Below are 17,333 nucleotides of genomic sequence, written 5' to 3'. Positions count from 1 at the left end.
CAAAATAAGGAAATCCTGTGTGTTGCCAACTACACAGGATTTTCCTGTTTAAAACAGCCCCCCTGTCTTTTCAATATCTACTTTCACATCCAACTGAATCTCAACATTTTTATATTCACTCTCCCAGTTGATCCGTTTCCATTCCTCCGGATACTTCGTTGCTACGTCCATCCCGATTCCTAAAGGGTCACTATGGGCTTCCTGAAGGATCGCTACAACTTCCTCCATTCTTTTTGTCATCACCTTTTCGGCTTGGGCTGCCATACTTTTAAGATCTGAACCCCCAAGTGGATTCGCGTTCAGTTCTGTTTTAACTTTTAAACGAAGTGTGCTTGTAATGGAATCGTCCTTTGAGACTTTGGTATCAAGCTCCCTTTTCAATCCCATGATGGATAATCGATACTTTTTCTCTGGATTTTGCTCATAAGGGATAAAGACATCTGCGATATAGCCCAGATCATCCCGCATAATAAGCAAAAGTGTCGACTGCTCGGTGTCCAAATTTTTCCCTGTATATTTGTCTTGATCAAAAAGGGCCAAACCTGCTACTTCCGGCTTGTCATTTGTTTTCTCAAGTAATGGGAGGACCGTGTCTATTCTCTCATCCCCTATCTTATTCCATATCGTGAATAGATTCAGTTCCGGGATAAGTGTGTTCGATTCTGCCGCACGGATCCCGTTCAATACGCGAAAAGCGATTGGACTGTCCTCCTCATTGATACTGAGAATGTCTATGGCTTTCCCTTTGACTATGGCCGCTTTTGAAGGCATATAGCCGAGATTTCCTCGATAAAAGGTCTCCAATAATGGGTCGATACCTTCTTTTGCCAATTCATCCCCTATAAAGATAATGAATGTTTTCGTGACATCCAGACGGCCGGGCAGATTCTTCTTGATCTCATGACCTATTTCTCCTATCGTTGGTTCTTCCGAAGTTAACAACTCATCTTTCACTTCAATACTCCCACCGCCCTGGGACTTTATGTTAAGCGCACGTACGCCCCCTTGAATGAGGTTGGGGTCATCATCAGAGAGATCAAAACTAATGCCATTAATCAGTCTCCGATCACTTAAGTTTTCCTGGTCCCAGCACCCGGTAAGCAGCATCAGCGATAAGAAGAGAAACATCGACTTTATCATGTGTTCACCTTCTTCTTTTTCAAAAGATAAGATAAGAGGAGGAGCATAGTTGGAAAGAAAAATACAACCGTATAAATCACATACTTCAAAATTTGTCCATACAACTGTAAAGCTTCTTCACTATACGATGAGAAAATAGTGGCGATATAAATGATCACACCGCTTAATAGAACGGTTGTTTGAAAAGACTTCCCCTCCCCCATCAAACTTTTACTGGCAATCAACAAGTAAATCATGATAGACGCGGTCATAGGACTGAGCCAAATGAACACAAATAAGAGATCGATACGGTCAACAGCTTTAAATGAAAGGGAACGGATCATATAGAGGACAGGTTCTCTCACTTGCTTTAAAACATCCGGGCTGAATACCATTATACAAAGCACAACGACCACGATGTACAGTAATGCGATCGTAGCGTTTGCTAGGGAAAACGTACGTAACAGCTTTGAATTTTTCATATGTACGTACGGTCCGATAAACAAGAGGATTTCAAACCCTAAGACAGCGAATAAAGCTCCTTCGCTGGCTCGAATGATGGACAAGACCCCTTCTCCACCCACTGGTCTTAAATTACGCGGTTCTAAAGGTATTTGGAACAAAGCAATGATAATTAAAAGAAAGACAGGAATGAGAACCACGGATAAGACGACTAAATACCTTGCAAACACTGCATAATCCTGAACGACCAAATACATGCTGAGTACGATAATTAATAAGGCAATTGCCCAGACAGGCGTAAAAGGGAGAAGCCAGTCATTCACTAACTGAACAAGAAGAATCATAGTATAGGTCCCGATGATCATGTACCCAGCATAGTTGACTATATTAATCGTCTTTCCTAAAAAGGGGCCGGTGATTATTTGCGTAAGTTCATGGTAAGAGCATCCCGGAAAACGTTTAAGTAAAAGCCAATAGATGACTAAAGTCATTTGAACTAAAACGCTGGCTACGAGGACAGAAATCCATGCGTCCTGGTTCACTTGTTTTTCCAGAATATTAGGAAGCGAAAGCATCCCCAACCCTAACTGGGCCTGAATGATCATCAGATAGATTTGCAGTTTTGTGAGCAGCCGCCCGTTTTTCAATGGACTCCCTCCTAGTTTGGAGATGTTCCGTTTTTATTTGGTTTCCTAAGAATAAAATCTCCCATTTCATTTGATCTAAGCGGGGCCAAGGGGGCGAAATAGGGTTCTCCGAACGACTCGAGCTTGCACAGGTGGATGATAATAGCCATTAATATGATGGCTATCCCGAACAAACCGAATAAAAAAGCCGCAATCATTGATACAAAACCAAGCAGACGAGAGATGACAGCCATCTGATTAAATGGAGCAGCAAATGAAGCAATTGCTGTAAGGCCGATAATGACGATCATCGTGTTGGATACAAGGCCTGCCTCCACCACAGCGGTTCCGATCACGAGTCCTCCGACAATCCCGATCGTCTGGGCAATAGGGGATGGCAAGCGAATGGCCGCTTCTTTTAAAATCTCCAAAATGAACTGCATCAATAAGGCTTCTAATATTGGTGGAAAAGGAACATATTCAATAGACGTCCGAATACTGTACAAAAGCCCGAGTGGCAGAATTTCAGGATGAAAACTGACAATCGCAATATACATAGCTGGAAGCGTCACCGCTATCAAAAAGGAGATCAAACGAATAATACGGAAAAACGACCCTACAAGCCAGTGCATGGAATAGTCATCAACCGATTGATAGAAAGCAAAAAAAGTGGTGGGTAACACAAGCACTTCAGGTGTACCGTCAACAATTAAAACTGCTTTTCCCTCGAGCAGATAAGAGGCTGCACGATCCGGCCGTTCTGTACTTAAAGCCTGAGGAAAAGGGGAATGAGTGTTATCCTGAATCACTTCCAGGAGGCCTGTAGATGTCTGCAGGTCCTGAAGGTGGACACCATCTAACTTTTCTTCAATATGATGCAGTACCTTCTGATCAATAACTTCGTCAATGTACATGAGAGCCACGTTTGTATCAGTCAACTCGCCGAACACATATTTTTTCATTTTAAAAGAAGGGGCTTTGATTCTTTTCCTCAAAAGCATCATATTTGTAACCATCGATTCTCCGAAGCCATCGTGCGGGCCGCTGATGATGTGCTCGGAATCAGGTTCTTTGATGGCCCTTTTCTCTTCCACAGGTACTGAAGCTAAAATGGCTGTTTCCTGCCCTTCTAACAAGAAAGCACAGCTTCCACTTAGGAGTTCGGATACAAGTGTATGAACTGTCCCTGTCTGCTTGTCCTCAGAAACTTGAAGAGCTTCCAGAGCATTTTTGACTTTGCTTGATTTTAGAGGTCGAATGATAAACTCCATGACTTTATCTTTATCGACAAGTGAATCGATATAAAGGATTTGTCCCTCTTCGCCCCCAAAGGTGACGGATTCCACAACTAAATCTTCGGTGTGGAAAAAAGCTTGTTGAATAAGCTGCACATTCTGATTCAAATTATCTGTAAGGGTCCTTTCTTCACTCTTGCCTTGAGACATAGTTTCCCCCTCCCTTATAAGATTCACTACTTTTAGCTTGTAACGCGGAAGCAAATTTATGCGATAGTCAGCCGGCTAGTAGTTTATTTATGACTCATAGGACGGAGTACCTGAATCTGGGGAAGCTGAGCATTTATTTTGAAGCTGAGATAAAAATCAAGTAACCTTTAAAACAATGATCAGAAGAAAGGTGGATGTTCCATGTTATTTGATTCATATAAACTAGACAGCAAAAGATTAGACAACCGATATGTGGTAGCACCAATGACTCGCATCAGTGCCGAAGCAGACGGCCGCGCGAATGACCGTATGAAAAAATATTATCAACGATTCGCTAAGGGTGGATTCAGTACCATCATTACGGAAGGCATCTATCCAGACAGGACCTTCAGTCAGGGGTACAACAATCAACCCGGAATGGCTACAGATATCCACGCAGATGCATGGAAACCAATTGTGGACACTGTCCACGAGGAAGGCAGTATCCTGATTGCTCAACTGATGCATGCCGGTGGACAAAGCCAGGGGAATGCATATACGGATGAAACCATCGCCCCTTCTGCCATCCCTCCAAAAGGAGAACAGCTGGGCTTTTATGGAGGATCAGGCACATTCCAGACACCTCGTGCCATGGATGACCAGGACTTTTTAGAAGTGAAAGAGGATTTTGTTGCAGCTGCGCGCCGCGCAAAGGCAGCCGGTTTTGATGGAGTGGAAATTCACGGAGCTAACGGCTATCTTCTGGATCAATTTTTAACAGATTATTTGAATAAGCGAGAGGATGAATACGGGGGGTCTGTCGATAACCGCCTCCGTTTTGTATTGGAAGTCGTGGATGAAGTGCTAGCAGAAGTCGGAGAAGACTTCATCATCGGAATCCGAATCTCTCAAGGTAAAGTTGCTGACCAATCACACTAATGGGCAGGCGGTGAAAAAGAAGCCGAGCAAATCTTCGGTGCATTAGGAAAGACAGGACTGGATTACATCCACGTCACAGATGGGGATGCGACAGCCCCTTCTTTCGGTGAAGGATCCAAGACGCTTGCCGGTGCAGCTAAGACTTACGGCGGCATCACAGTTATTGCAAACGGCCAGCTCCAGGAACAGGAGCGTGCGGAAAGTCTTCTACAATCAGGAGAAGCCGACCTTGTTTCGATAGGTACCGGAGCGCTTGCCAACCCTGATTTACCAAACAAAGTGAGAGACAATGATGAACTGAATGCTTTCGATTTCGAAAAAATCCTGCTCCCACAGGCTGAAGTCAAAGACCACGAACTCGAGGCACCAATTAAAGAATAAACTTCAAAAAAGACCCGGTCACATACGACCGGGTCTTCTCTATTTCCTGCACTCGACATCATTTAATAATCTGCACTTTCCGCACCATACGTCCCTCGATTTCCAACACTTTGAACGTTAGATTGTTTTGTTCCAATATATCCCCTTCATTAGGAAAATCATTGAATTCCTTGATCAGATAACCAGCAAGGACATCTTCCTCTTCTGGAATTTCCGTGTCAAAAATAGAGTTCAGGCGACGCAGTGTAATTTTCCCATCACAGATCAACTCTGTTTCTGAAATTTTTTCAATGATGGAGTCACTCTCTACGTCCATTTCATCTTCTATTTCCAAACCAATCATCGCTTCAATGACATCTTCATGGGTTAGAACCCCCTCGGTTCCCCCATACTCATCCAAAACGATCGCCATGTGCTTCTTCTCTTTCGTCATTTTCCTAAACACCCATTCGATCTTATGGAACTCATAGACGACCAGAGGATCTTTATACGTATAGTCCATAAACGGTTTTTCAGGTTCCATCGCCCACGAAATTAAATACTTCGAGTGGAAAACGCCGATGATGTCATCAATGTCCTCCCCATAGACCGGGTACCTGGTGAACGGGTGTTGCACGACCATGTCCCGGACTTCCTCGAAGGAAGCTTCCTGGTCAATGGCAATCATGTCGACACGTGGTGTTTTCAAAACATCTTTTACGTTCAGATTATAAAAATCAAGCACACCTTTAATCCGGTGGGATTCCGCTTCATTGAAAGTCCCCTCGGAGTCCGCGATGTCCACCATTGTACGCAGCTCTTCTTTTGAAATGGAAGATTCATTCACCTCCCCTTTCGATAAAGCATTTGTAATAAATCCTGTTAACCGATTCAGGACAATGGTGATGGGTTTGAAAAGGATCACAAAAAAACGAATGACTGGATAAACAGTCAAAGCGATGCGATCCGGAAAAGCAGCAGCCACTGATTTCGGAATGACCTCTGAGAAAATAATAATGGTCACCGTCAGGATGGCAGAGGCCAGCCCAACACTGAACCCATATTGGATAGCTAGTGTAGTCACAAGTGTAGGAAGCAGGATATTAGCAATATTATTCCCAATTAAAATTGTAGTGATGAACTCACTGGGGTGTGAGAGTAAATCCAGTAATTTCCCTGCTTTTTTATCGTCTTTCTTTGCTCTCGATTGGAGCTTCATTTTGTTAGCTGCCGTAAGGGCCGTTTCACTTCCTGAGAAGAAAAGCGAAACGAACAGCAAAAAGATGATCGCAATGATCACGGGGCTATTCCTCCTTGAATAATGGACGCATTTTTAAGTGAAGAGGGATGAAAAATAGATTCTCTCCTCTTGTTCACGTGAATTTTTTTGATACTCAAAAAAATTCACACGAAACTTCAGTCTTACCTATTGTACACTACCTCCTTTTCCCTTAGAAGAAATATGAAAACTATCTCTTGCTTCTACTGTGAAAATCATTTTATGAAAGGAAGATCTTTCAAGAAAGAAACTTCTTCATGCGTAAAGTTTTATATGAAACCTTTGACTGTAATGACACGTAAAAGTTAAGGAAAGCAGGTGACGCAAATGAAGAAACTATTGTGGAGTGTGTTTTTGTTTACTCTTCTCGTATTCATCCCCACCCAAGTTTTTGCGGTTGAATTTACGATCGAAGAATCAAACATCCATGCGACTCTAAAATCAGATGGCTCCGTGGAGGTGAAAGAGACACACACGTATGATTTCAGCGACGAGTTTAACGGGATCACCCGTACGCTCATTCCGAAAAAGACCTCCACCATCACAAGTGTAAGGGCTACGGAAAATGGGTCAGAGCTTACGGTTGAACAAGAGGAAAACCTGTATAAAATCCACAGGAAAGGCTCTGACGAAACCATCACGATTGATCTTTTTTACACCATTAATGATGGCGTAGAAGTGTTTACTGATGTCGCTCAATTTTATTGGCCGTTCTTTGATAAAAGTAATGAATCGACTTATGAGGACTTGACGATTACCGTTGAACCTCCGGTACCTACGGAAGTTTTGTCGGCATACGGATTTGATGCTGCTTACGGTACAGCCTCCCCTTCATCTGACGGGAAAGTCGTTTTTCATTTAGGTGAAGTCAGTGATGGAATAAATGGAGATATACGCGTGGCTTATGAAGCCGCCATCTTCTCTGATGCTCCTGTCACGAGTTTTGAACCCATGTTAGAAGAAATACAAGCGGATCAAGCACAATTGGACGAAAAAGTAGCAGCACGAGCAGAGTCGAAGAAGTGGTGGGGAAATTTCGCTGTTTATTTCAGTAGTGGTCTCGCTCTCGTTGCAGTGGGGCTTTTCATCTACGCCCTCCGGAAAAGAAACGAAACAGGTCGAGAAGTAGAAAGGCAAAAAAGCAGTACGGGGAGCTTTCCTAAAGAAAAAATGAGTCTGCCTGCGTTGATGCTTTTTACCAATCATGGACAATTACCCATATCTGCATTGACAGCTGCTCTGTTGGACCTGGTGCGTAAGGGGAATATCCAAAAGATATCGGATCAAGAGTTTAAACTGAGTCATCGGCATACCGATTATCCACACGAACATCGATTGATACAATGGCTATTTGATGACATCGCTGATTCAGATCACCTTCATCTGGAAGACGTTGAAGCCTATGCGGAAGAAAAGAAGAACCATGAGAAGTATCAAATGAGTATTCAAGCCTGGCAGGAACATGTGAAACAAGAATTCCGGCAATATGAGCTTAAGCAAAAAGCACCCGTCCCACGCTGGATTGCAGGTATCGCATCCTTTGTGACGCTTCCATTCATAGGGTTGTTTCCTTTATATGACCACTTCCTATGGATGTTTGTTTCTATAATGTTTTTCACCTTTTTCCTGAGCTTCAGCATCGCTTACCGACCTCTGAACGTGGAAGGACGCAAACTGAAAGAAGAATTAAAACCATTAAAAATCAGTGATCAGTGGAAAGAATGGGAAAAAGAAGACCAGACCCTCGCCCTCCTTTACCAGGTCGGAATGGGAAAACGCAAGCTGACCCATCACTCCCCTGCTCCCCTATCGAACTCCAGCGATGACTGGATCATGTTTCTGGCACTCAGCGCAGCGGTACAAACAAGCTTCGAAAGAGCTAGTGGGCACGCTTCCGTTTCCGCCTCTACAGGCGGGATCAGCGCCGGCGGTGGAGGCGCTGGAGTCGGTGGCGGTGGTGGTGGTTCCGGTGGTTTTTGAACTAGAAATGTCTCTACTTTTTCAAGTAGGGACACCTTTTTATATAGACCAATAGATGGTGTAACCTTTTCAGTTACACCGGCATTTATATTCATTTAGAATATTCCGTATTTTACAACAATACACCATTGTCTTGTCACGCTCTGTTTCGTCTGCTAGAATTTCAAACTATCAACTTCATACGGATTCCTTATATAAATGTGGAAATATGGTCCACAAGTCTCTACCCGGCTACCGTAAATGACCGGACTATAAGGAAAGATACACACAGGCTGTTTATATTATAACCTGTTCTACCTCTTTCCTTTTTTCTATGGAAAGAGGTTTTTTATTTATCATAGGTTGTCAGACATCCTACCTCCAATGAAAGGAATCCGTATACTATTCCAAGGAGGAACACATCATGAACATTCTTACAGGACTACTCTCTTTACTCGTCATCGTTGCTTTAGCCTGGCTGCTTAGCAGCAACCGAAAGATGGTGAAATGGCATACCATTCTTGTCGGTTTAGCTTTGGAAGGGATCTTTGTGTACACCATGCTCAATGTTTCTATCGGACAAAAGCTGTTAAAGCAAGCGGCCCTCTTCATACAAAGCGTGATTGATTACAGCACTGCAGGGATTGAATTTGTTTTTGGTCCACTATTTACTCAAACAGATATCAACTTTTTGTTTGCAATCAACGTGTTAGGCGCACTAATTTTTATATCGGCCCTGATTTCTGCTCTTTATCACATCCGCCTGCTCCCTTTGATTGTGAAATTCTTAGGAACTGTAATTGGAAAGTTGCTGAAAACATCCAAAGTTGAGTCCTTCAGCGCAGTCGGAAATACGTTTCTTGGAGTGGCAGAGGCACCATTGCTCGTGAAGCCTTATTTGGCCCGAATGACTCGTTCTGAAACCTTTGCGATTATGGTTGGAGGAACAGCCTCAGCCAGTGGAGCCATCTTAGTTGGTTATGTGGGAATGGGAATTGATTTGAAATATCTATTAATCTCTATTTTCAGTGTACCTTTCGTATCTTTGGTCATAGCCAAACTGCTTGAGCCGGAAGTGGAAGAATCTGAACTTAATGAGGAAATACAGATGTCAGAATCTGGTCACGCCAATGTATTTGAAGCAATTTCTGATGGAGCCGTTAGTGGAGTGAAACTCGCCTTAAATATCGGTGGACTTTTGATTGCTTTCATCAGTATGATTGCCCTTGTCAACGGACTCTTAGGCTTCATCAACACTGACCTATCGACCATTTTCGGATTCTTATTTTATCCTTTCGCCATTCTCATTGGAATTCCGATCACAGATGCTTTCCAGGCCGCTTCGATCATCGGAACGAAACTAGCAGCGAATGAATTCATCGCATATGGAAATCTGACAGAGATGGTGGATCAATTGTCTCCGAAGACAGTCGCCATCATGTCTGTGGCTCTATGCAACTTTGCGAATCTCTCATCCATCGGCCAATTGATTGTGGGTCTAGGTTCGCTGGCACCTAATAAACAATCCCAAGTAGCCAAGCTCGGCCTAAAAGCCATTATCGGAGGAACACTTGCAAGCTTTATCACCGCCATCTTTGTATCGATGTTTATTTAAAGAGCACAAGTGATCATATGTAATAATATGTAAGACCTGGTCGCCCATAAAATGGGTGACCAGGTCTTACAATTTAAACCAATTTCATCTAATCTCACCTTTGCACTATTGAATACATCAAAAAAACCAGACCTCATGAGGTCTGGTTTTTGTGCTTATTATTAAAGATTAACTGTAACTTCTGCTTCTTCGCGAAGTTTATCGACAAGTTTTTGAGTGGCTTGTCCTTCTTTTTGACGAGTCAACTGCTGCTCGATGGTTGGTTTTGCTTCTTCAAAGGATGGTACTTCTTGTTCGGTATCCATGCTCTCTTGTTGTTCTTTCATTTTGTCATAAGCTTCCTTGACTTCTTCTTCGGAAGGCTTCACATCTCCTGCTTCCTCAGCAATCAGCTTATCAATTTTAACTTGTGTCTGAATTTGAGACCTTACTTCCTTCTCACTCATTCCCTGCTCTTCTAGCGCAGCAAGAAATTCATCAGCGGAACCCACTTGCTGTTGCTTAGCCAATTCCTCAAGTGTCTGGTTTACTTCTTTTTCAGACGCTGAAAATTCACGATTGTTTGCTTCCTGCATCAACAGTTCTTGTCCTACAAGGCTTTCGGCTACCTGCTTCTTCAATTGATCCTGATCAAGTTCCTGCCCTGTCATTTGAGACTGCATCGCTGCTTGTTGGAACTGTCCTTTATAAGTCATTTCAAATTCTTCTTTTTTAATTTCCGTACCATTTACACTAGCAACAACTTCCGGTACACCTTCAAGATCCGGTTCAGGAGCTTCAGGCTGTTCACCAGATTCTGCTTGTTCGGTTTTCTCTTCTTTTTCTTTCTCATTTTCCTTATCATCAGAAGCGCCTTCATCGTTACCGCAGGCGGCAAGTAGAGAAACGAACGCTACAAATAGTAAACTCAATAACCACTTTTTATTCAATGTCATTACTCCTTTATTCATCGTTGTGATAGCCATTGTAACACGGAACTACTTTCTGTAAACACACCCATATCTCCGTTCCCCACTACCCGGCTGCACTCAACCACTTCAAAACCCTGTCATGCCAAGGCTTTTTCAAGGAATATTTTGTCTTTCTTACAAATGTGGAAAATTTGTGGAAAGAATGAAAGGGAATTCATCAGCGGATTACCGGGACGCTTCTCCCTTTTATCCAATCACGTATAAAGGGTGCCTGATGAGGATTTAAAAGATCTTCCTGGATTTCTTCAGCATAGAAAAATTCTTGCCTCTTACTTTCGGAGTTAAGCGATAGCGTTCCCACATAGCACGTACTTCTAAAAACAATTTGCACACTAAATACTTTGTCACCATTCTCATAAGTAGCAAAACCATTTTCACCAGAATAGATGCCGTACAGTTCCAACTCTTCCAAATCGAAGCCCGTTTCTTCCTTCACTTCCCTTTTGACTGACGCCTCGAAAGTCTCCCCGATCTCAAGCAGTCCACCTGGAATTCCCCACAATCCATGATCCGAACGTTTTTGCAGCAGAATACGACCATGGACATCTTCAATGATTGCCCCACAGCCAACAGTCAGCAATGTTTCTTGACCGATCATTTGGCGCATCGTCTGAATATAGTCATTCATTAACTCACTCCCCTTTCCATCTTTTGAGCATAGAGCAAGTGGAGAATGGGATGGAACTGATGAACCTTCACTTCATATCCATGCTCTTCCCACCACCTGATCAAACGTGAACGATCAGCATAGTACTCATCTTCAATCGCTTCTACCGCTTCGTCGTTCCCTTCTTCCTGATAGCTTTCCAGGGTGCTTTTTCTATTTGATTCATCTTTGAACATTAAATCGGCGATCACTACCCGCCCATAGTCACTCAGGACCCGGTCAATCTCTTGAAGCGCAAGCTCCTTATCCTCATCCGGTAAATGATGAAGTGCGTAGCTCGAAACGACGAAGTCCACCTCTTGATCATTCAATGGAAGAGAAAGAAAGTGACCAAGACGTGTCTCCACCCCGGGATGTTTCTCTCCACACACCTTCAGCATCTCTTTTGACTGATCCACGACAGCCATAGAAATACCCTGCTGCAAAAATAGCCGTGTCAAGTTACCGGTACCTGCCCCAATATCTACCCCTCTTTCTTCGTGTGATGCATCCACCCATGTATGTACCTTTTCCAGAGCCTCTTCATAATCCTGATGAACGTTGAAACGATACCCCGTGGTTTTAATGTTGTCATCGTAATCTCTCGCTTGGTGATCAAAATTCCACCGATCGTGCCAGTGGGTCCGTTTCTCTTTCAATCCCTTTAACTCTCGTGCCATATCCATCATCTGTTCCTCCTTTCCTGCCTTCCCACTCACCTCAATCATACGGTCTACCGTTGCCATCATGTCTCTGATTTGAAGCATTTCCTCATTAAGCATTGAACGCTGGGTATGTAGGTATTCCGTAAAATCGTCATTCTGTTCCAATGCCTTCTTAATTTCTTTCGTAGATAAGCCAACCTCTCTCAAAGCAAGGATGGTTCGCAAATCCCTGACCTCTTCTTCTGCGTAGATCCGGTATCCATTGCTCGCTTTTTTCGGTGCAATCAATCCTTTCTCTTCATAAAAACGAATCGTTCTTGGCGTTGTTTCTAACTTTTTTGCCGCTTCGGCAATTTTCATGTAGGAATCCCCCTTTTCAAACCCCACTATAAAGGGTAACGTTACGTAAAGGTAAAGTGTATTTTCAAAAAACATCCTTTAAAAATGACACTTTCTCAAAAACGACTAATAATCTAGTACACATGCTCATAAGCTTTTAAGGTTTAGGGAGAGAGTGTCATAATTTTCGGATAGTAGTTGAAAATCACTGTGAGCTTTTATAGTATAATGGTAACAAACAGTTTCATAGCTTTGATTTCCTTAGAGGAGTGAGCAAATGTTAAAAGAATCTGACTTTCCAACAGAAGAATTAAGAGACCAATGGATCAAGGTACGGAATAAGAAACTGGAGGAAATGGCCCAGTTCATCCAAAGATACTTCCATCTCACAAAAGTCAGAGAAAACCCGGGCAGTTATGAAGTTCAGGGGTATTTCTATCAACCTGGATTTGGTGAGGTCCGTATGGCGTTCGAATTCAGTTACGAGAACGTCGCCAAGTTCACGGATTTATTTGATGAACCCATTGAAAAATAAGAAATATAAAAGAGACCCTTTCACTGGGTCTTTTTTTCTACACTAAAATCAAAAAGTCAACCAAAGCACTATTTTGGAAGACTCCGTTCAATATGTAGAAAAGCCTGTACCTTTTGTCTCTCGGGTACAGGCTTTTCTACTAGTTCTGGATAGTCTTATTCGCATACACAGTTGGAGCTGTCTCGGCCTGGGCAACGAGGACAGGCCACCAGAATGGTGTCCCGCGCCAACCATGTTCTTTCTTTCCTTCCTGACGAAGCATAAGGAAAGCCGGGTGTTGTTGAGCGACCTTCCTTGCCACAGTGAGTTCCCCTGTCCCTTTCCCCGGTGTATCAGGGGAGTTTTCGAACTTTCCATCCTGTTTGAAACGGCGAATGTGCCTGTTCGCTCTTGTAAGCAGCCAGACGAAAGCCTCATCCTGCGCATCAGAACCCAAGTAATCGAGGATTCCTTCATACTCTTCTAAATGAAACTCATGACCGTTTTCCATTTCCAGCGTCTCATGAATCAGACGAAGGATCTCCTTCGCCCTCGTTACCGGTATAAGATACGCCCCATCTTTAGTGGCACGAGCATTATTCTTAGCGTTTTCGACTAGCTGATCGATCTTGCGTACCGTTTTTTCGATATGCGTTTTATATCCCGTTTGGAAACCGACAGGCAGTATACGCTTGTGTGGTTTAATCATCGTGAGGCTGGATAATAAAATTTTATTAGGATTGCATGGCATGATCGTGTCTTTGAGATCTCTTTGAATGAAAACAACACCTTTATGATGGCCGCCGCGTTCGAAAGCGTTCCTCAGTTCCCTGTCGAACTCGTGGATTCGTTTCATGACGGCGTAAATCTTTTGTGTCGTGTAAAAACGAGTGACGGCAAGGTCTGCGGCTGGTCTTGCTCCATACATTCGGGAGTGCTGCAAGACCGTATCCTGTTGAAAAGATTTCGGGTTTCTTCCATAGAAAAAGCCGATGAGGTTGTGAATCGTCACTCCACGGTCAAGGATTTGCCCGCCGATGAAAATATTCATGGGGGCTCTAAGCTTCAACTCTCCCTTATGATCGAGCAGTTCGGTCACATCTTTTTCCGAGTTGACCACACTGCTAACCAAATATTCTTCATCCAAAGAATGCCGGACTTCTTCGTACACATCGTCAAAAGTAGGAGCCGGAGTCTTTTTCAAAGTATTCACTGAACGGATAAGGTCGTCATAAGACTCACGAACAAGCCTTTGAAACTCTTCCGATTCCGACCGGGCGCCTTCGATAAGCAATGTTTCAAAACCCTGGATCAGTTCAGCCTGCCAGGCATGTGCATTTTTCCCGCGCTCTGTGTGAATGATAAAAGAATACTTTTGTTGTCTTCGGCCTTTCATCCGTTGCTGAAAACGACGGATGCTCGTGCCTACAATGAAGTTCACAACCGCCCTCCGAATGTTTGCAATATTTTTCTGACTCAGCAAACGATCCATCTTCACACGACGGCCATCCATCTTTTTCATGACCTCCAACTCTTTTTCCTCGACTTCATGGTAAAGGTAGGAAGCAAGGTGACCGTCCTTCTCACTTTTGTCAAAATAAACATTCCCACCGATATAGCGATCATGTACAGGCACAAGTTCTGTGAACGCCGGGCGGATCGGTTCGAACACCTTCCCTTCATGGACTTTCATTTCTTCCGGCTGCAAATAAAGGGAATAAGGAGTCGCAGTGACTTGTAAAAACGCTGGGCGGTTCAGTGCTTTTCTAAGCTTATTAATTTTTGATGCAATCACGCGCATTTGTTTGATATTCTGCTCCCGCTTGTATTCGTAAGCGACACTTGCAAAGTCTGCTTCGTCATCGATGAAAAGCACGCGTTTATTCTGCAGGGATGGATATTTTTCCATCACCGCCTGCTGCAGCCGATCGAGATTATGAGTTTCCTTTTTGACGATAAGAGCCAGCTTTTGTGATAATTCATATTTTCGTAGATTATCAGGCATGTTCATAATATCAAAAACCTGCAGGGCATCGTGTTCGATTGCCCCTTCGAACTCTTCGTGCAGACGGGCATACGTCTGTTTAACAAGCGCATTCGTCCCTTTCGTCAAAAGGATAACGAGATCAAAACCATGATCATACGCGAGTCCCATCAAACCGATAAACGTACGTGTCTTCCCGGATTGGATTTTCCCAAGAAGCATGCCGGGTCGGTGCTCGGTCGTAGTTGTATCTTGAAGTTTTGCCATCGTCCGCAGCATACACTCCCGGACAGGCTGTTTATATTGATTCTTTTTATTTAAATACTTGAAAAAATCTCCATTCGTTTTCAAGTGTTGGAATGTAGCTGTCATTGTATCTTCTCCCTTTTACAAAACACGCTTATTATACATGATTGTGAAACATGAAAAAAGCAAGGAAACCTGGAAATGGTCTCCTTGCTTACTCTTTTTTCTGTACGGGGTCTTCCAAGTCATCAACGTCCACTTGACCGTTAAAGATTTTTAAGAGTCTTGTTTTCGCCTGTTCCCTCACCTGATCATCTATATGGGAAATTACTTGATAGACAGCATAGATGATGACGGCACTATCATCCGTAAAACCAACGACCGGAATGAAGTCCGGAATGACATCAACGGGTAAGATTAAATACCCTAATGCGCCTGCGATCGTCAGCTTGGCTTTCTTGGGTGTATCAGGGCTTTTGAAGGCATAATACAGAAGCAGGCTGTAATAGACGATTTTAGTCCCGATTCGACTGCTGTACGTACGAAGCTTTTCCCCATATTCTTTCTCAGAGAAATAGGCTCGTCCCCGCTCCACCGCTTTACGTGGATCAAGGTTCTTCAAACGATCCTGATAGGTCTTTTGTTTTGTCATAGGCACCTTCCTTTTTTTCAGTACTATACTTTTTACGTAAATCCCTTTATCTAAACTTCTTGAACGATGATTCGCTTTATTTCCTGGGAAATCGACTTCCCCAGGTTGGGACTTTCTATGACTTCTCCCCTTGTAATCATTGTAGAAGGAACACTAGTTTTGTCGAATACGCGGATAAAGCTTACAGTTTTTGGCCTATTCTGATACTTTAAGAGTAACAGTGTCAAAGTTTCCTATACTTATATTTTCACTGACAAAGGAGAGGTTCGTAATGGATTTAGATCAACTTGAATTGAATGCGACTGTAGATGAGACGGTTCAAACAAAACCGTATTACACGGCTTTAGTCGGCTGGAGTGTGCAGGCCATCGAGGCTGCAGCTCGCATGAACCGTCCATTCGTCGTTGTCGGACCTGCAGAATTTGAGACGTATGCAGAAAAGCACGACATTCCGTTTGTAGGATGGGACTTTAACAAGCTCAATGAAAGCTCTGATCATTTGTATAAGCAATTGAAGGACATGGGTGTAGAGCTTGCTGTTCCTTTATATGAAGAATGTGTGGAATGGGCGGGCGCACTCAATGCTCGTTTCCGTGAAGACCCTCGTGTATTCAACCGTTCCCTATTGCTTCGTGATAAAGGAATGATGAAGCGGAAAGCACAAATTTCCGGCATCAAGGTCGGCGTTTTTGAAGAGGCCCGCGATAAAGATGACGTCCAGCGTTTCTTGAAGCGTGTCAACGAAGCTTTGTTGAAACTTGAAGGAGATCACCTCGATCCGATCCACGTCAAACCATTGGACAAGGCGGGTTCTGTCGGTCACCTGGCCATCTATAATAATGAGGATATTGAACGAATTCAGGATGTTGACTTCCCATTATTGATGGAAAGTCACCTGGATGGACAGGAATTCTCCTGCGAAGCATTCATTCATAAAGGCAAGGTTCGTTTTCTCAATATTACGGAGTATGTGAAGCTTGGCTATTCCAACTTCGTTCCGGCTTCTCCGAGCTTAGAGGAAAAGCGCCCGCTCATTGAACGTGCTGTCCAGCAACTGGTCGACGCTTTTGAAATCGAATACGGTGTCATTCATCCCGAATACTTTATCACCCAGGACGGCACGCTTCACTTTGGAGAAGTAGCGGCCCGTGTACCTGGAGGTCATATTTTCGAGTTGATTGAGCGCGCTTATGGATTCAGTGCCTATGAAGCTCAAATCCTTTGCAGTGATCCGAATACAACAGAAGAGGAAATCCGTGAATTTTTCCCAGATCCTTACGATTACCAAAATTATGCCGGTTGCCTAATGGTTCACCCGAATGTGGATTATGTTGAAGACTTGAAGATTCCTGAAGAACTTGAAGACCATCCGTACTTTGAGAAGCACGATATGTTCACCCCTCCTCAAGGAAAAGTAGCTGAACGTGTCGGTTTCGGAAACCACTATGGAACGATCTTTTTCTATGGCCGTGACAGTGAAGAAATGACCGATTTGCTGAAGTCATACGAGCAATACAACTTTTACGTATAATC

The 17,333-nt window shown here is 43.4% G+C and carries 13 protein-coding genes, 1 pseudogene and 1 riboswitch; of the genes and pseudogenes, 5 read left to right on the top strand and 9 right to left on the bottom strand.

What is annotated here, in order from left to right; all coding sequences use genetic code 11:
- Positions 1-48: 48 nt before the first annotated feature.
- From GLW00_RS11195 to GLW00_RS11185, 3 genes are read right to left on the bottom strand one after another with little or no spacing between them, the layout of a single operon-like run.
- Complete coding sequence (locus tag GLW00_RS11195) at positions 49-1,140, bottom strand: Ger(x)C family spore germination protein (protein WP_160914091.1); 1,092 nt, start codon at positions 1,138-1,140, stop codon at positions 49-51.
- Positions 1,137-2,228 (bottom strand): GerAB/ArcD/ProY family transporter, encoded by a 1,092-nt coding sequence (locus GLW00_RS11190; RefSeq protein WP_160914089.1) that lies wholly within the window; start codon positions 2,226-2,228, stop codon positions 1,137-1,139. The genes GLW00_RS11195 and GLW00_RS11190 overlap by 4 nt, the downstream gene beginning before the upstream one ends.
- An 11-nt stretch (positions 2,229-2,239) precedes the next feature.
- Positions 2,240-3,652, bottom strand: coding sequence for a spore germination protein (locus GLW00_RS11185; RefSeq protein WP_160914087.1), 1,413 nt, complete (start codon positions 3,650-3,652; stop codon positions 2,240-2,242).
- 201 nt (positions 3,653-3,853) lie between these two features.
- Here GLW00_RS11185 and GLW00_RS11180 point away from each other — a divergent pair.
- Positions 3,854-4,951: pseudogene (locus GLW00_RS11180) on the top strand (oxidoreductase).
- Between the two features lie 58 nt (positions 4,952-5,009).
- On the opposite strand, the gene GLW00_RS11175 reads toward GLW00_RS11180, so the two are convergent.
- Entirely contained in the window at positions 5,010-6,230 is a 1,221-nt protein-coding gene (locus GLW00_RS11175; protein ID WP_160914085.1) for a hemolysin family protein, read from the bottom strand.
- A gap of 306 nt (positions 6,231-6,536) precedes the next feature.
- Between GLW00_RS11175 and GLW00_RS11170 the strand changes: the two genes are divergently transcribed.
- Together GLW00_RS11170 and GLW00_RS11165 are read left to right on the top strand one after the other, a co-directional pair.
- Positions 6,537-8,189, top strand: coding sequence for a DUF2207 domain-containing protein (locus tag GLW00_RS11170; protein WP_160914076.1), 1,653 nt, complete (start codon positions 6,537-6,539; stop codon positions 8,187-8,189).
- A 170-nt stretch (positions 8,190-8,359) separates the two neighbouring features.
- Positions 8,360-8,461, top strand: a riboswitch (purine riboswitch).
- 131 nt (positions 8,462-8,592) lie between these two features.
- The gene (locus GLW00_RS11165; RefSeq protein ID WP_160914074.1) at positions 8,593-9,783 is read left to right on the top strand and encodes a NupC/NupG family nucleoside CNT transporter; all 1,191 of its coding nucleotides are present in this window, start codon (positions 8,593-8,595) and stop codon (positions 9,781-9,783) included.
- Positions 9,784-9,944: 161 nt separating this feature from the next.
- On the opposite strand, the gene GLW00_RS11160 is transcribed toward GLW00_RS11165, so the two are convergent.
- The 3 genes from GLW00_RS11160 to GLW00_RS11150 all read right to left on the bottom strand — a co-directional run bounded on the left by GLW00_RS11160 (position 9,945) and on the right by GLW00_RS11150 (position 12,425).
- On the bottom strand, positions 9,945-10,718 hold the full coding sequence (locus GLW00_RS11160; RefSeq protein WP_160914315.1) for a SurA N-terminal domain-containing protein: 774 nt from the start codon (positions 10,716-10,718) through the stop codon (positions 9,945-9,947).
- A gap of 193 nt (positions 10,719-10,911) precedes the next feature.
- A complete protein-coding gene (locus GLW00_RS11155) occupies positions 10,912-11,382 on the bottom strand; it encodes an NUDIX hydrolase (RefSeq protein ID WP_160914072.1) in 471 nt (156 codons plus the stop codon).
- A complete protein-coding gene (locus tag GLW00_RS11150) occupies positions 11,382-12,425 on the bottom strand; it encodes a MerR family transcriptional regulator (protein ID WP_160914070.1) in 1,044 nt (347 codons plus the stop codon). Before GLW00_RS11150 ends, GLW00_RS11155 begins: the two co-directional genes overlap by 1 nt.
- 256 nt (positions 12,426-12,681) lie before the next feature.
- Between GLW00_RS11150 and GLW00_RS11145 the strand changes: the two genes are divergently transcribed.
- Positions 12,682-12,939 (top strand): hypothetical protein, encoded by a 258-nt coding sequence (locus GLW00_RS11145; protein ID WP_160914068.1) that lies wholly within the window; start codon positions 12,682-12,684, stop codon positions 12,937-12,939.
- Between the two features lie 139 nt (positions 12,940-13,078).
- Here GLW00_RS11145 and GLW00_RS11140 read toward each other — a convergent pair whose 3' ends face one another.
- Complete coding sequence (locus GLW00_RS11140) at positions 13,079-15,274, bottom strand: Z1 domain-containing protein (RefSeq protein ID WP_160914066.1); 2,196 nt, start codon at positions 15,272-15,274, stop codon at positions 13,079-13,081.
- An 88-nt stretch (positions 15,275-15,362) separates the two neighbouring features.
- Positions 15,363-15,800, bottom strand: coding sequence for a YkvA family protein (locus GLW00_RS11135; RefSeq protein WP_160914064.1), 438 nt, complete (start codon positions 15,798-15,800; stop codon positions 15,363-15,365).
- Positions 15,801-16,071: 271 nt separating this feature from the next.
- Here GLW00_RS11135 and GLW00_RS11130 point away from each other — a divergent pair, with 271 nt between their 5' ends.
- The gene (locus GLW00_RS11130; protein ID WP_160914062.1) at positions 16,072-17,331 is read left to right on the top strand and encodes an ATP-grasp domain-containing protein; all 1,260 of its coding nucleotides are present in this window, start codon (positions 16,072-16,074) and stop codon (positions 17,329-17,331) included.
- Positions 17,332-17,333: the final 2 nt, after the last annotated feature.

Source organism: Halobacillus litoralis (assembly GCF_009856445.1).
Classification (GTDB): Bacteria; Bacillota; Bacilli; order Bacillales; family Halobacillaceae; genus Halobacillus; species Halobacillus litoralis.
Note: the sequence above shows the minus strand (reverse complement) of the source record. Positions and strands in the feature narration are given on the sequence as shown.

What these genes read in the sequence shown, in the direction of transcription:
- GLW00_RS11195 (WP_160914091.1), bottom strand. Translation starts at nt 1,140, where the DNA reads ATGATAAAGTCGATGTTTCTCTTCTTATCGCTGATGCTGCTTACCGGG.
- GLW00_RS11185 (WP_160914087.1), bottom strand. Translation starts at nt 3,652, where the DNA reads ATGTCTCAAGGCAAGAGTGAAGAAAGGACCCTTACAGATAATTTGAAT.
- GLW00_RS11170 (WP_160914076.1), top strand. Translation starts at nt 6,537, where the DNA reads ATGAAGAAACTATTGTGGAGTGTGTTTTTGTTTACTCTTCTCGTATTC.
- GLW00_RS11165 (WP_160914074.1), top strand. Translation starts at nt 8,593, where the DNA reads ATGAACATTCTTACAGGACTACTCTCTTTACTCGTCATCGTTGCTTTA.
- GLW00_RS11160 (WP_160914315.1), bottom strand. Translation starts at nt 10,718, where the DNA reads ATGACATTGAATAAAAAGTGGTTATTGAGTTTACTATTTGTAGCGTTC.
- GLW00_RS11155 (WP_160914072.1), bottom strand. Translation starts at nt 11,382, where the DNA reads ATGAATGACTATATTCAGACGATGCGCCAAATGATCGGTCAAGAAACA.
- GLW00_RS11150 (WP_160914070.1), bottom strand. Translation starts at nt 12,425, where the DNA reads ATGAAAATTGCCGAAGCGGCAAAAAAGTTAGAAACAACGCCAAGAACG.
- GLW00_RS11145 (WP_160914068.1), top strand. Translation starts at nt 12,682, where the DNA reads ATGTTAAAAGAATCTGACTTTCCAACAGAAGAATTAAGAGACCAATGG.
- GLW00_RS11140 (WP_160914066.1), bottom strand. Translation starts at nt 15,274, where the DNA reads ATGACAGCTACATTCCAACACTTGAAAACGAATGGAGATTTTTTCAAG.
- GLW00_RS11135 (WP_160914064.1), bottom strand. Translation starts at nt 15,800, where the DNA reads ATGACAAAACAAAAGACCTATCAGGATCGTTTGAAGAACCTTGATCCA.
- GLW00_RS11130 (WP_160914062.1), top strand. Translation starts at nt 16,072, where the DNA reads ATGGATTTAGATCAACTTGAATTGAATGCGACTGTAGATGAGACGGTT.